The sequence below is a fragment of the Pseudomonas oryziphila genome (genome assembly GCF_003940825.1).
In the GTDB taxonomy this organism is placed as follows: domain Bacteria; phylum Pseudomonadota; class Gammaproteobacteria; order Pseudomonadales; family Pseudomonadaceae; genus Aquipseudomonas; species Aquipseudomonas sichuanensis.
In genome coordinates this window covers 5544321-5557548 of the sequence record NZ_CP034338.1, presented here as the reverse complement: position 1 = coordinate 5557548, position 13228 = coordinate 5544321, and the positions used below count along the sequence as shown (strand labels likewise).

13 protein-coding genes are annotated in these 13228 nt (G+C 65.4%); 8 read left to right on the top strand and 5 right to left on the bottom strand.

From position 1 onward, the window contains the following. Nucleotides 1-158 precede the first annotated feature (158 nt). Both EJA05_RS25870 and EJA05_RS25865 read left to right on the top strand, forming a co-directional pair. Entirely contained in the window at nt 159-992 is an 834-nt protein-coding gene (locus EJA05_RS25870; protein WP_125465819.1) for a DMT family transporter, read from the top strand. Nucleotides 993-1022: 30 nt separating this feature from the next. Next, the gene (locus EJA05_RS25865; protein ID WP_125860750.1) at nt 1023-1409 is read left to right on the top strand and encodes an MAPEG family protein; all 387 of its coding nucleotides are present in this window, start codon (nt 1023-1025) and stop codon (nt 1407-1409) included. Nucleotides 1410-1496: 87 nt separating this feature from the next. On the opposite strand, the gene mltA is transcribed toward EJA05_RS25865, so the two are convergent. Next, a complete protein-coding gene (gene mltA / locus EJA05_RS25860) occupies nt 1497-2648 on the bottom strand; it encodes a murein transglycosylase A (protein ID WP_125860748.1) in 1152 nt (383 codons plus the stop codon). Between the two features lie 119 nt (nt 2649-2767). Here mltA and EJA05_RS25855 point away from each other — a divergent pair, with 119 nt between their 5' ends. Next, the gene (locus tag EJA05_RS25855) at nt 2768-3214 is read left to right on the top strand and encodes a c-type cytochrome (protein WP_125466261.1); all 447 of its coding nucleotides are present in this window, start codon (nt 2768-2770) and stop codon (nt 3212-3214) included. Between the two features lie 101 nt (nt 3215-3315). Here the strand turns inward: EJA05_RS25855 and EJA05_RS25850 are convergent, their stop codons facing one another. The 4 genes from EJA05_RS25850 to EJA05_RS25835 all read right to left on the bottom strand — a co-directional run bounded on the left by EJA05_RS25850 (nt 3316) and on the right by EJA05_RS25835 (nt 7773). Then, nucleotides 3316-3711, bottom strand: coding sequence for a DUF1090 domain-containing protein (locus tag EJA05_RS25850; protein ID WP_125465816.1), 396 nt, complete (start codon nt 3709-3711; stop codon nt 3316-3318). A 59-nt stretch (nt 3712-3770) separates the two neighbouring features. Next, a complete protein-coding gene (gene ligB / locus EJA05_RS25845) occupies nt 3771-5441 on the bottom strand; it encodes an NAD-dependent DNA ligase LigB (protein WP_125860747.1) in 1671 nt (556 codons plus the stop codon). Between the two features lie 145 nt (nt 5442-5586). Continuing rightward, nucleotides 5587-6777, bottom strand: coding sequence for a methionine adenosyltransferase (metK, locus tag EJA05_RS25840; protein ID WP_125860745.1), 1191 nt, complete (start codon nt 6775-6777; stop codon nt 5587-5589). Nucleotides 6778-6789: 12 nt separating this feature from the next. After that, nucleotides 6790-7773 carry an ArsR/SmtB family transcription factor gene (locus tag EJA05_RS25835; RefSeq protein ID WP_125860743.1) on the bottom strand — a complete coding sequence of 328 codons (984 nt, stop codon included), beginning with the start codon at nt 7771-7773 and terminating at the stop codon, nt 6790-6792. Nucleotides 7774-8089: 316 nt separating this feature from the next. Between EJA05_RS25835 and tkt the strand changes: the two genes are divergently transcribed. From tkt to EJA05_RS25805, 5 genes are all read left to right on the top strand, one after another. Beyond that, nucleotides 8090-10087, top strand: a complete 1998-nt coding sequence (gene tkt / locus EJA05_RS25830; protein ID WP_125860741.1) for a transketolase — start codon at nt 8090-8092, stop codon at nt 10085-10087. A gap of 130 nt (nt 10088-10217) precedes the next feature. Further along, on the top strand, nt 10218-11279 hold the full coding sequence (epd, locus tag EJA05_RS25820; protein ID WP_110994175.1) for an erythrose-4-phosphate dehydrogenase: 1062 nt from the start codon (nt 10218-10220) through the stop codon (nt 11277-11279). A gap of 12 nt (nt 11280-11291) precedes the next feature. Continuing rightward, nucleotides 11292-12455 carry a phosphoglycerate kinase gene (locus EJA05_RS25815; protein ID WP_125860737.1) on the top strand — a complete coding sequence of 388 codons (1164 nt, stop codon included), beginning with the start codon at nt 11292-11294 and terminating at the stop codon, nt 12453-12455. A 32-nt stretch (nt 12456-12487) separates the two neighbouring features. Beyond that, nucleotides 12488-12706 carry a hypothetical protein gene (locus EJA05_RS25810; protein ID WP_110994177.1) on the top strand — a complete coding sequence of 73 codons (219 nt, stop codon included), beginning with the start codon at nt 12488-12490 and terminating at the stop codon, nt 12704-12706. Between the two features lie 160 nt (nt 12707-12866). Next, nucleotides 12867-13196, top strand: coding sequence for an MliC family protein (locus tag EJA05_RS25805; RefSeq protein ID WP_110994178.1), 330 nt, complete (start codon nt 12867-12869; stop codon nt 13194-13196). Nucleotides 13197-13228 lie beyond the last annotated feature (32 nt).

The window sequence follows — 13228 nt, the reverse complement described above, 5'->3', positions numbered from 1 at the left end:
CACACCTTATGACCTGAATTGTCGGGATGGTTCCGATCATCGCGGGTCAAGCCCGCTCCCACGCAGTCATCGTGGGAGCGGGCTTGACCCGCGATGAGGCAAACGCTTTACCAGGCTATATAGTGATCGCCAGATAAAACAGACAAGGATCTCAAGGCGTGCTGGCAACCTCCCTCGTTCTGATCGCAGCCCTGCTGCACGCCACCTGGAACACCCTCATCAAATTCAGCGGCGAGCGCCTGCTGGTGATCGCCAGCATGGACCTGGTGGCACTGGTGTTCGCGCTGCTGGCCGTGGCCTTCGTCGACTTTCCGCCGGGCGAGATCTGGCCTTGGTTGCTGGCTTCGGCGCTGGCCGAGCAGCTGTATCGCGTGCTGCTGATCAAGGCCTACCGGGTCGGTGACCTGGGCCTGGTCTACCCTCTGATGCGCGGGCTGTCGCCGCTGGTGGTGCTGGGGCTGACCCTGGCGTTCGCCGGTGAGTCGCTCAGCCAGCAGCAGATCATCGGCATCCTGCTGATCCCCTGTGGCATGGCCTGCCTGCTGTGGCAGGGCGGCGGCGGCGACCGGTTGCCCTGGTCGATGCTGCCGGTGGTGGCGCTGATCGGCCTGTGCATTGGCTGCTACACCTGGTTCGACGGCCAGGCGGTGCGCCTGTGGGGCAAACCGTTGGATTACCTGGTATGGCTGACCCTGCTCAGCGCCTGGCCTTTTCCGTTACTGGCCGGCGTTGCCCGGCGTGCACCCTTCATGCTGTTCTGGCGCACCCAGTGGCGCCTGGGCCTGGCGGTGGGGGTGTGCGTGCTGTTGAGCTATGCCCTGGTGCTGTGGGCCATGCACCTGGGGTCGGTGGCCGAGGCGGCGGCGTTGCGCGAGCTCAGCGTGATCCTTGTGGTGCTGCTGGGCATGCGCTACCTCAAAGAACCTTTTGGCGGGCCGAGACTCCTAGCTTGCGGGCTGGTGCTGGCGGGCATGCTGGTGATGAAGCTCTGACCGATCATTTTTGAACAAGGAGTCCTGTCCATGACCGTAGCCCTGTGGTGCATCCTGATTGCCCTGGTCCTGCCGCCGCTCTGCGCGTTGATCGCGAAAGTGAGCAGCGGGCGCTTCGGCTTGCGTGACAACCATGATCCGCGCGCCTTCCTCGACACGCTGTCGGGGCTGCCGCGACGGGCCCATGCCGCTCAGCAGAACGGCTATGAGGCATTCCCGGCGTTCGCTGCGGCGGTGCTGGTGGCGGATATCGTCGGCAACGCCGAGCAGGTGACCCAGGACGTGCTGGGCGTGATGTATATCACCAGCCGGTTGCTCTACATCATCTGCTATCTGGCCGATTGGGCGGCGCTGCGCTCGATCGTGTGGTTCGCCGGGCTGGCCTTGATCGTGGCGTTTTTTGTCGTGTCGGTCTGAGACCGAGTGACCTTCTTCGCGGGTCAAGCCCGCTCCCACAATGATCGGCAATCCCTGTGGGAGCGGGCTTGACCCGCGATGTGGCCCTCAAGGCACCTTCGGCACCTCGGGCAGCGCTACACCCTTGGGCCACAACATCCAGATCTGCCCCTGCTGCTTCATGTTGCCCGCCAGCTCGCCGGCTTCGGGCCCAGTGCCCCAGAACAGGTCCGCACGCACTTCGCCGGTGATGGCGCCGCCGGTGTCCTGTGCGCCTACCGGGCGTACCACCGGGCTGCCGTCAGGGCGGGTGGTGGACAGCCACAACAGGCTGCCCAGCGGGATCACCTTGCGGTCGATGGCCACGCTGTAGCCTGCGGTCAGGGGTACGTTGAGCGAGCCGCGCGGGCCTTCGTTGCTGTCCGGGCGGGTGCTGAAGAACACGTAGCTGGGGTTGCTCGCCAGCAGCTCCGGTACCCGTTGCGGGTTGGCCTGGGCCCAGCTGTGGATGCTGCCCATGGTCACCTCATCTTTTTTCAGCTGACCCTGCTCCACCAGCCAGCGGCCGATCGGCCGGTACGGGTGGCCGTTCTGGTCGGCGTAGCCCAGGCGCAACTGGCGCCCGTCGTCCAGCTGCACCCGGCCGGAGCCCTGGATTTGCAGGAACTGCAGGTCCATCGGGTCGGTCAGCCAGGCCAGTACCGGCGCCTTGGTGCCGTCGCGGTTGATGACCTGGGCGGTGTCGTAGGGCTTGAGCACGCGGCCTTCGAGGCGCCCGCGCAGGCGCTTGCCCTTGAGCTCGGGGTACACGCTGGCCAGGTCCACCACGATCATGTCCTCAGGCACGCCATACACCGGCACCTGGGCCGCATCGGTGCGTTGCAGGCTGCCCGGGTAGACCGGCTCGTAGTAGCCGGTAATCAGGCCGTTGGCGTTGTTTTCGGCCGAGCGCAGGCCATACACCTGCAGGTTCTGTTCGAGGAAGGTGCGCACCTGCTCGGCGCTGGCCGTCGCCGTGCCGGCCGCTTCACAGGTAGGGGCCCACACTGGGTCACGCTTGAGTTTCTCGCAGCCGTTGCGCCAGGCGTTGAAGCCGGCCAGCAGGTCTTCGTCGCTGACTGCGGGCAGGTCTTTCCAGGTGGCCGGGGCGTAGGTGGCGATGGCGTGGGGTTCGGGCTTGGCGTTTTCGCCGCCGTTGCAGCCGGCCAGCAGGGCCAGGGCCGGAAGCGCCCAGGCAAGGTGGCGCAATGCAGATGTCATGAGCGTGGTCCTGTGCGGGGTGAACATGAATATTCGCCCTTGTTTTCTGTGTGGCTATTGGTCTTTGGCCGATGGGCGGCGATACTGGCGCCCCGTTGTTCCCGGCCGAAGAGACCATGATGTTCAAGCGATTGTCCGTAGTACTGCTGGCTGCCCTGGCCCTGACCGCCTGTGACCAGGTCGATCCCAACTCGCCACTGGGCCAGCGCAAGGCGATCTTCAAGGCGATGCTCAAGACCAGCGAGGACCTGGGCGGCATGCTGCGCGGCCGGCTGCCGTTCGACGGGGCGAAGTTCGCCGATGGCGCGGTGAAGCTCGATGGCCTTGCCCACCAGCCCTGGCAGCACTTTCCACAGGTGCGCGACGGGGGCGAAAGCAGTGCTCGGGCGGATGTCTGGGAGCGGCAGGCGCGTTTTCACGACCTGGCCCGGCAGCTGGAAGGGGTCACAGGCGAGCTGGTGGACGTGACTCGCCGCCAGCCGTTGGAGGCCGCGCAGCTCAAAGGGCCGATGGACAAGGTCGAGGCGGCGTGCAAGGCCTGTCATACCGAGTTTCGTAATCATTGAGATGAGCATGGGGCATTGTGGGAGCGGGCTTGCCCCGCGATGGCCTCATCGCGGGGCAAGCCCGCTCCCACAACGCTTCGTGCCTGCATGAGACGGGTCGGCTAGCGCTCCAGCTCGTCCACCGCTTCCTGCAGTTCCTTCTTCGCCTCGGCGAGCTTGTCCTTGCGCTTGTTGATCTTCTCCGCGTCGCCTTTCTTCATGGCTTTGTCCAGGTCTTTAGTGCGCTGGTTCACTTCGTGACGGGCGTCGAGCACCTTCTGCTCGCGCTCCTTGCGCAGGCCGGCATCGGTGCAGTGTTCGGTCACTTCGCCCAGGGCCGTTTCCAGCCCGGCCAGTTGCTCTTTGTTGTCATGGGCGCGGGCTTGTTCGATCTGTTCGCTGATGGCCTGACGCTTGGCCGCGCATCCAGTCAGCGCCGGCTGCTCTTCGGCAGCCATCAGCGGGCTGGCGACGAAACCCAGCAGGGTGGTCAGGGCGAGGGACGAAAGCAGTTTCATCAAGGGCTCCATTCGGGGCAGGGCAGCAGAAAGCGGAATGCTGCCCTGAACAGCGAAATTTAGAAACCCTCGATTGCATGTTGTCGCAGTTGCAGGGCCAGGGCCTGTACCTGCTCATGGTTGAAAAAGCCACGCAATTGCGTGGCCCGACCAGGGCCGATGCCTGGCTCGGCAAGCCATTGCTCAATGTTTCTGGAGGCCAGGGTGGACCAGTCGTGCCCAAGCTTGAGGGCGGCCGGGGCGGGTACGCCGAGGGCGCGTAGCCACCGTTCGAACGGCTGCTGGCGGGCTTGGGCGAAGGCGTGTTGCAAGTGATCGGCGCGGGCCTGGGCAATGCCGGGCAGGGTCGCCAGGGTGTCGCGGTCGAGGTCCAGCCAGTCGGCCAGGGTCGTGAGTCGCCCGCTGTCGATCAGCCGCTGCCAGGTGCCGGGCCCCGTGCCAGGCATGTTCAGCCCCTGCTTGCCGCTGAGCCAGGCCAGCCGGGCAAGAAACTGTTGCTGGCAACGCTCGCTGGCCTGCCAGCAGCTCAGTGCGTGGTGCTCGGCCGGGTCTGGCGCGATTACCGGTGTTCGCTGAGGGCTGCGGTGCACCACGCTGTCCAGGCGTGGAATGGTCAGGCCCGCCAGGCTCACCGCCACTTGGTCGCCCGGGCGAATGTCCAGTTGCTGCCAGCGCGTCAGCGAGCCCAGGCTGAGCTGGCTGATTTGCCGGTCATCCAGGCGCAGCGGTTCGAGCTGCAGCAGCGGGGTGATGCGCCCGGTGCGGCCGATGCGAAAATGCACCCCGCGTACCTGTGCCAGCGCCTGCCTGAACGGGTACTTCCAGGCGGCGATCCAGTAGGGCGTGCGGGCTTGCCAGCGCTCGGCCGGTGGCCGGCTGTCCTGGCGCAGGATCACGCCATCGGTGGCGAAGGGCAGGGCAGTGCGATACCAGTGCTGGCGCCAGTGTGCGGCCTCCTCAAAGGTGCTGATCGCCACGCTGTGGCGCAGGCTGTCGGCAAACCCCAGCGTTGCGAGCTGCGCCAGGCGTTCGGCCTGGGTGTCCGGGCCAGTCGGCCAGTCCCAGACGAACAGGCCGATACCGGCGCCCTGCACATCGCTCAGTTGTTTGCGCGCCAGCAGCCCGGCAACGATGCCGCGCGCGTTGGCGCTGCCGGCCTCGGCCTGCACATGGCCTTCGAGGCGCCAGTACAGCTCGCCCTGGAATACCGTGTCCAGCGGCTGTGGCAGCTCGTGCAGGACACCGTTCAAACGGGGGATGTGCCGGCTCCAGTCATGCCCCTGGGTGCCATCGCCGCGGCTGAGCAGCTGGCTTAACCGGCCCTGGCGAAAGATCAGCGACACGGCCACGCCATCGATCTTGGGTTGTATCCATACGTCTTTCTTGCCCAATAACCAGTTGTGCACAGCCTGCTCGTCGGCCAGCTTGTCGACGCCGATATGCGGCACAGGATGGGGGATCGGACCGCGTGCGCTGGCCAGCGGGTTGTCACTGCCTGGCAGGTTGAAACAGGTTTGCAGGGTCAGTAGTTGCTGGCGGCTCTGGTCATAGAGCTCGTCCGCCACAAGGGCAATGCCCTGGCGGTGATAGTGGTCGTCCCAGTGGGCCAAGGTCTGGCGCAGGTGGGCGACTTCAGTACGGGCGCGCGTTGTGTTCCAGTCGGGGCAGGGCTCGGCATTGGCCGGGGCGAGGTAGGCGTACAGCAGAACAAACAACATCCTGAGCGACATGGCCGGCATCCTTGCGTGGCGAAAGGGAATGCTCAGCCTAGGCGCGGCTGGGCAGCCGCGGCGCGTCGGATTGTCAGGCGGTATTTCATGAAAAAGGCCCCTGCCGATCACTCGGCAGGGGCCTTCCTGTACCGCCGTAGGAGGTTTACAGGCCGGCAGCGGCGCGCAGGGCGCCGGCGCGGTCGGTGCGCTCCCAGGTGAAGGTGGTGAAGGTGTCGTCGCCGACGGTCTTCTGCTGCGGGGTACGGCCGAAGTGACCGTAGGCAGCGGTTTCCTGGTACATCGGGTGCAGCAGGTCGAGCATGGTGGTGATGGCGTACGGGCGCAGGTCGAAGCACTCGCGCACCAGCTGGACGATCTTGTCGTCGGAGATCTTGCCGGTACCGAAGGTGTTCAGCGAGATCGAGGTCGGCTGGGCCACGCCGATGGCGTAGGAGACCTGGATCTCGCAACGCTCGGCCAGGCCTGCGGCGACGATGTTCTTGGCCACGTAGCGGCCAGCGTAGGCGGCCGAGCGGTCGACCTTGGACGGGTCCTTGCCGGAGAACGCGCCACCGCCGTGGCGGGCCATGCCGCCGTAGGAGTCGACGATGATCTTGCGGCCGGTCAGGCCGCAGTCGCCCACCGGGCCACCGATGATGAACTGGCCGGTCGGGTTGATGTGGAACTGGGTGCCCTTGTGCAGCAGCTCGGCTGGCAGGGTGTGCTTGACGATCAGCTCCATCACCGCTTCCTGCAGGTCTTTTTGCGACACTTCAGGGTTGTGCTGGGTGGACAGGACCACGGCGTCGATGCCGACGACCTTGCCGTTTTCATAGCGGCAGGTGACCTGCGACTTGGCATCGGGGCGCAGCCACGGCAGCAGGCCGGACTTGCGCGCTTCGGCCTGGCGCTCGACCAGACGGTGCGAGAAGCAGATCGGTGCTGGCATCAGCACGTCGGTTTCGTTGCTGGCATAGCCGAACATCAGGCCCTGGTCGCCGGCACCCTGGTCTTCCGGCTTGCTGCGGTCAACGCCCTGGGCGATGTCCACCGACTGCTTGCCGATGATGTTCATCACGGCGCAGGTGGCGCCATCGAAGCCGACGTCGGAGCTGTTGTAGCCGATGTCGACGATGACCTTGCGCACGATGTCTTCCAGGTCGACCCAGGCCGAAGTGGTGACTTCGCCGGCGATGATGGCGACACCGGTCTTGACCAGGGTTTCACACGCGACGCGGGCGAACTTGTCCTGGGTGATGATGGCATCCAGCACTGCGTCGGAGATCTGGTCGGCGATCTTGTCCGGATGCCCTTCGGACACGGACTCGGAAGTGAAAAGGGAGTATTCGCTCATCTCGAGGGGTTCCTAAAATGTACCGATGTGTGTGTCGCCAGCGGCCCGCTGGAAATGCCGGACCTGGATCTGGAAACCGTTACGCAAGCCAACGTAGAGGCTGTCCCCGTGGGTCAGCCCCGCCGCATTGGCCCAACGGGCCAGGTCATCCTGCTCGAAACCAAGCCAGAGATCGCCGCAGGCATCGCGCGCCCACCCCTGGTCATGGCTGCACAGCTCGGTGACCAGCAGGCTGCCGCCCGCCTTCACCCGTTTGGCCAGCAGGCGCAGGGCCAGGGCCGGGTCGCTGAAATGGTGCAGGACCATGTTCAGCACAACGCAGTCGGCTTCCACATCCGTTGCACCCAGTGCATCGGCCAACTGCAGGTTTACGTTACTCAACCCGTCGCGCTCGCAGACCTGACGGGCCAGGTCGAGCATGGTCGGGCTGTTGTCCATGGCCGTGACCTGAGCGAAGCGCTGCGCCAGGTCCGGCAGGAAACCGCCATCGCCGGGGCCGACTTCCAGCGCGCTGGCGGTGGGCGCGAAGCTCAGCTTGTCGAGCAGCGTCAGCAGGCTTTCGCGGTACTGCGGCAGGCCGGCGATCAGGTCTTGCTGGGCGCGAAACTTCTCTTCCACGCGCAGGAAGAAATCCTGGCTGGTGGCAGCACGGCGTTGCTGGACCTGGGCGATGCGGGTCTGCACGTCCTGCGCCAGGGCCAGTTCATCGACCTCGTCGAGCAGGGCGGCATGCAGGCGCCCGCCGGGCAGCGCGCGGCGGTAGAAGATCGCGTTGCCTTCGCGGCGGGTCGCCACCAGCTCGGCCTGGGCCAGCACCTTGAGGTGGTGGCTCATGCCGGATTGGCCGATGTCGAAGATCTGCGCCAGTTCCAGCACGCCGAACGAGTCGTTGGCCAGTGCGCGCAGCACGTTCAGGCGCAACGGATCGCCGCTGGCCTTGCACAAGGCGGCCAGCGTGTCGCTGCGTTGAACGGGAATGGGCGCATGAAGATTCATGGGGCGCGAGTCTAGACAGGCGATGCTGTCGTCGCAATAGCAATATCAAAAAGTTTTGATATTGGCTGATGGGCGGAGAGAGGCGTGGGCTTCTTCGCGGGTAAACCCGCTCCCACAGGCCAGCGCGTTACCTGTGGGAGCGGGTTTACCCGCGAAGAAGTCCACACGGTTCCCGCTGTTTTCACCTGAATACCCAGCCAAACACAGGAAAAATGCCCGACTGCGACCATCCGTCATTGCCCCCGGCACCCCCAGTGGGCGAAAATGGCCGCCTTTTTTCGTTTCACTATCTATTCAAGCCCCAGGAGACTCAGCGATGCCCAGCCGTCGTGAACGTGCCAACGCCATTCGTGCCCTCAGCATGGATGCCGTGCAAAAGGCCAACAGCGGCCACCCAGGTGCCCCCATGGGCATGGCGGATATCGCCGAAGTGCTTTGGCGCGACTACCTGAAGCACAACCCGAGCAACCCGAACTTCGCCGACCGTGACCGCTTCGTGCTGTCCAACGGCCACGGCTCGATGCTCATCTATTCGCTGCTGCACCTGACCGGCTACGACGTCACCATCGACGACCTCAAGGCGTTCCGTCAGCTGCACAGCCGCACCCCGGGCCACCCGGAGTTCGGTTACACCCCTGGCGTCGAAACCACCACCGGCCCGCTGGGCCAGGGCCTGGCCAACGCCGTGGGCTTCGCCCTGGCGGAAAAAGTGCTGGGCGCCCAGTTCAACCGTGAAGGCCACAACATCGTCGACCACAACACCTACGTGTTCCTCGGCGACGGCTGCATGATGGAAGGTATCTCCCACGAAGTCGCCTCGCTGGCCGGCACCCTGGGCCTGAACAAGCTGGTTGCCTTCTATGACGACAACGGCATCTCCATCGACGGCGAAGTGGAAGGCTGGTTCACCGACGACACGCCGAAGCGCTTCGAGTCCTACGGCTGGCTGGTGATCCGCAACGTCGACGGCCATGACGCCGACGAGATCCGCACCGCGATCGACACCGCACGCAAGAGCGAGCGTCCGACCCTGATCTGCTGCAAGACCATCATCGGCTTCGGCTCGCCGAACAAGCAGGGCAAGGAAGACTGCCACGGCGCACCGCTGGGCAACGACGAAATCGCCCTGGCCCGCAAGGAACTGAACTGGAACCACGGCCCGTTCGAAATCCCCGCCGACATCTACGCCGAGTGGGATGCCAAGGCCCAGGGCGCCAAGGTCGAAGCCGAGTGGGACCAGCGCTTCGCTGCCTACGCCGGCGCCTTCCCTGAACTGGCCAGCGAGCTCAAGCGTCGCCTGAGCGGCGAGCTGCCGGCGGACTTCGCCGAGAAAGCGGCTGCCTACATCGCCGAAGTCGCGGCCAAGGGCGAAACCATCGCCAGCCGTAAAGCCAGCCAGAACACCCTCAATGCGTTCGGCCCGCTGCTGCCAGAGTTCCTCGGTGGTTCGGCTGACCTGGCCGGTTCCAACCTGACCCTGTGGAAGGGTTGCAAGGGCGTCAGCGCTGAAGATGCCAGCGGCAACTACATGTATTACGGCGTGCGCGAATTCGGCATGACCGCGATCATGAACGGCGTTGCCCTGCACGGCGGCCTGGTCCCTTACGGCGCCACCTTCCTGATGTTCATGGAGTACGCCCGCAACGCCGTGCGCATGTCGGCACTGATGAAGCAGCGGGTGATCCACGTCTACACCCACGACTCCATCGGCCTGGGCGAAGACGGCCCGACTCACCAGCCGATCGAGCAGCTGACCAGCCTGCGCAGCACGCCGAACCTGGACACCTGGCGCCCTGCCGACGCGGTCGAATCCGCGGTGTCCTGGAAGTGCGCCCTGGAGCGCAAGGACGGCCCGTCGGCGCTGATCTTCTCGCGCCAGAACCTGCAGCACCAGAACCGCGACGCCCAGCAGATCGCCGACATCGCCCGTGGCGGTTACGTGCTCAAGGACTGCGCCGGCGAGCCTGAGCTGATCCTGATCGCCACCGGTTCCGAAGTGGGCCTGGCTGTTCAGGCGTTCGACAAGCTGAGCGAGCAGGGCCGCAAGGTCCGCGTGGTGTCGATGCCGAGCACCAGCGTGTTCGACGCCCAGGACGCTGCCTACAAGCAGTCGGTACTGCCGCTGCAAGTGGGCGCGCGTATCGCCATCGAAGCTGCTCACGCGGACTTCTGGTACAAGTACGTCGGCCTCGAAGGCCGCGTCATCGGCATGACCACCTACGGTGAGTCGGCGCCGGCTGCCGCGCTGTTCGAAGAATTCGGCTTCACCCTGGACAACATCCTGGGTACCGCTGAAGAGCTGCTGGAAGACTGATGTATCCGGGAGGCCATGTGCCTCCCACCTGATCGCGGGGCAAGCCCGCTCCCACAAGGCATCCCGGTGCCTTGTGGGAGCGGGCTTGCCCCGCGATGGTCGTTCAACGCACTTGCCACGTGAGTATCGAATGCCCCACCCGCGTCCCTACAAAGTTGCACTCAACGGTTACGGCCGCATCGGCCGCTGTGTCCTGCGCGCACTGTTCGAGCGTGGGGCGAAGGCCGGTTTCGAGATCGTTGCACTGAACGACCTGGCCGACCAGGCCAGCCTGGAATACCTGACTCGCTTCGACTCCACCCACGGGCGTTTCCCCGGTGAGGTGAAGGTCGATGGCGACTGTCTGCATATCAATGGCGACTGCGTGAAAGTGCTGCGCAGTGCCACCCCCGAAGGCATCGACTGGGGCGCCCTGGGCATCGACCTGGTGCTCGAGTGCACCGGCGCCTACAACACCCGCGCCGACGGCCAGCGCTTCCTCGATGCCGGTGCGCCGCGCGTGCTGTTCTCGCAGCCCATGGCCAGCGAGGCCGACGTCGATGCCACGGTGGTCTTTGGGGTGAATCAGGATTGCCTGACCGGCAGTGAGCTGCTGGTGTCGAACGCCTCCTGTACCACCAACTGCGGCGTGCCGCTGCTGCGGGTGCTGGACCAGGCCTTCGGCATCGAGTATGTGCAGATCACCACGATTCACTCGGCGATGAACGACCAGCCGGTGATCGACGCCTATCACCACGAAGACCTGCGCCGCACCCGTTCGGCGTTCCAGTCGGTGATCCCGGTGTCCACCGGGCTTGCGCGCGGCATCGAACGCCTGCTGCCGGAACTTGCCGGGCGAATTCAGGCCAAAGCGGTACGCGTGCCGACCGTCAACGTGTCGTGCCTGGACATCACCCTGCAGACCGCCCGCGACACCAGCGCGGCCGAGGTCAACCGGGTGCTGCGCGAGGCCGCCCTGGATGGCCCGCTCAAAGGCTTGCTGGCCTACACCGAGCTGCCCCACGCCAGCTGTGATTTCAACCATGACCCGCATTCGGCCATCGTCGATGCCAGCCAGACCCGCGTTTCCGGCCCCCGCCTGGTGAACCTGCTGGCTTGGTTCGACAACGAATGGGGGTTCGCCAACCGTATGCTCGACGTTGCCGAACACTATCTGCACGTCGTCCACCCCACCCGCAGCAAACAGCCCTGAAGGACTGCATTCATGACCGTGTTGAAGATGACCGACCTCGACCTGCAAGGTAAGCGCGTACTGATCCGCGAAGACCTCAACGTGCCTGTGAAGGACGGTGTGGTTGCCAGCGATGCGCGTATCCTGGCCGCGCTGCCGACCATCAAGCTGGCCCTGGAGAAGGGCGCGGCGGTAATGGTCTGCTCGCACCTGGGCCGCCCGACCGAAGGCGAGTTCTCGGCCGAGAACAGCCTCAAGCCGGTCGCCGACTATCTGAGCAAGGCTCTGGGCCGCGAAGTACCGCTGGTTGCCGACTACCTCGACGGTGTCGAAGTGCAGGCCGGTGACCTGGTGCTGTTCGAAAACGTGCGCTTCAACAAGGGCGAGAAGAAGAACGCCGACGAGCTGGCGCAGCAGTACGCTGCCCTGTGCGATGTGTTCGTGATGGACGCTTTCGGCACTGCTCACCGCGCCGAAGGCTCCACCCACGGCGTCGCCAAGTTCGCCAAGGTCGCCGCTGCCGGCCCGCTGCTGGCCGCCGAGCTGGACGCCTTGGGCAAGGCCCTGAAGGCCCCGGCCAAGCCAATGGCCGCCATCGTCGCCGGCTCCAAGGTGTCGACCAAGCTGGACGTGCTGAACAGCCTGAGCAGCGTGTGCGACCTGCTGATCGTCGGCGGCGGCATCGCCAACACCTTCCTCGCCGCTGCCGGTCATCCGGTGGGCAAGTCGCTGTACGAAGCCGACCTGGTCGATACCGCCAAGGCTATCGCCGCCAAGGTCAATGTGCCGCTGCCGGTCGACGTGGTGGTCGCCAAGGAATTCGCCGAAAGCGCCGAAGCAACCGTCAAGGCGATTGCCGACGTGGCGGCTGACGACATGATCCTCGACATCGGCCCACAGACCGCGGCCAACTTCGCCGAGCTGCTGAAGTCGTCGCAGACCATCCTGTGGAACGGCCCGGTCGGTGTGTTCGAGTTCGACCAGTTCGGCAACGGCACCAAGGTGCTGGCCCAGGCCATCGCCGACAGCGCCGCGTTCTCCATCGCCGGTGGTGGCGACACCCTGGCCGCCATCGACAAATATGGTGTCGGCGCGGATATCTCCTACATTTCTACCGGTGGCGGCGCGTTCCTCGAATTCGTCGAGGGCAAGGTGCTGCCGGCTGTGGCGATTCTCGAAGAGCGGGCCAAGGCCTGAGCACGAAGGCGCCTGGCAAAGGGAGCGACCTGATGGTCAAGCAATTGCCTGTGATGATCGTGGCCTTGCTGCTGGGCGCCTGCGCCAGCGACAAGGGCGCGGACGGCGAGCCGTCGCAGAGCCACAAGGGCGGCTGCTATCAGTCCCAGTGGCAGGCCGAGACGGTACCGGTGATCAACAAGCGCCTGGGCCCGGACGGCCTGGAAAAGTATGACGACGAGCACCAGCGCAAGGCGCCGGGCTGCCCTTGATCGGGCGGCAGGCAACCAAGCCTGGCTTTCGTGGTCTTGGAAGAGGGGCTGCTGCGCAGCCCTTCGCGGGTAATCCAGCTCCCACAGGGCATGCACTGACCTTGTGGGAGCGGGTTTACCCGCGAAGGGCCGCGCAGCGGGCCCATGACGAGGTTTTAGGATGAAAGCGCTTCTGGCCGCACTGGCCCTGGCGACCCTGGCAGGCTGCTCGCTGTTGCAGCCGGCACCCGCCCCGGTGGCGGACAACTGGACCCGTTGGGTCTGCGACAGCCAGGCCGAGGTGCTGTGGCGCTTCGCCGATGTGAAACAGGATGCGGTCGACGTGCGCCTTGGCGGCGGCGACCAGGTCTACCGGCTCAAGTCCGAGCCGGGCGCCTCGGGCGCGCTGTACAGCGATGGCGTGCTGGCCTTCCACACCAAGGGCCAGGAAGGCCTGGTGTACTGGGTGGCGACCAACGATCTGATTGGGCGGGGCTGCAAGGCACCGTGACTGGCCGGGCCGCCACGGTGGCCCACACTACT

Excerpts from the sequence above, each read along its gene's own strand:
- EJA05_RS25855 (WP_125466261.1), top strand. The coding sequence starts at position 2,768 with ATGTTCAAGCGATTGTCCGTAGTACTGCTGGCTGCCCTGGCCCTGACC.
- EJA05_RS25810 (WP_110994177.1), top strand. The coding sequence starts at position 12,488 with ATGGTCAAGCAATTGCCTGTGATGATCGTGGCCTTGCTGCTGGGCGCC.
- ligB (WP_125860747.1), bottom strand. The coding sequence starts at position 5,441 with ATGTCGCTCAGGATGTTGTTTGTTCTGCTGTACGCCTACCTCGCCCCG.
- EJA05_RS25850 (WP_125465816.1), bottom strand. The coding sequence starts at position 3,711 with ATGAAACTGCTTTCGTCCCTCGCCCTGACCACCCTGCTGGGTTTCGTC.
- EJA05_RS25815 (WP_125860737.1), top strand. The coding sequence starts at position 11,292 with ATGACCGTGTTGAAGATGACCGACCTCGACCTGCAAGGTAAGCGCGTA.
- metK (WP_125860745.1), bottom strand. The coding sequence starts at position 6,777 with ATGAGCGAATACTCCCTTTTCACTTCCGAGTCCGTGTCCGAAGGGCAT.
- tkt (WP_125860741.1), top strand. The coding sequence starts at position 8,090 with ATGCCCAGCCGTCGTGAACGTGCCAACGCCATTCGTGCCCTCAGCATG.
- EJA05_RS25865 (WP_125860750.1), top strand. The coding sequence starts at position 1,023 with ATGACCGTAGCCCTGTGGTGCATCCTGATTGCCCTGGTCCTGCCGCCG.
- mltA (WP_125860748.1), bottom strand. The coding sequence starts at position 2,648 with ATGACATCTGCATTGCGCCACCTTGCCTGGGCGCTTCCGGCCCTGGCC.
- epd (WP_110994175.1), top strand. The coding sequence starts at position 10,218 with ATGCCCCACCCGCGTCCCTACAAAGTTGCACTCAACGGTTACGGCCGC.
- EJA05_RS25835 (WP_125860743.1), bottom strand. The coding sequence starts at position 7,773 with ATGAATCTTCATGCGCCCATTCCCGTTCAACGCAGCGACACGCTGGCC.
- EJA05_RS25805 (WP_110994178.1), top strand. The coding sequence starts at position 12,867 with ATGAAAGCGCTTCTGGCCGCACTGGCCCTGGCGACCCTGGCAGGCTGC.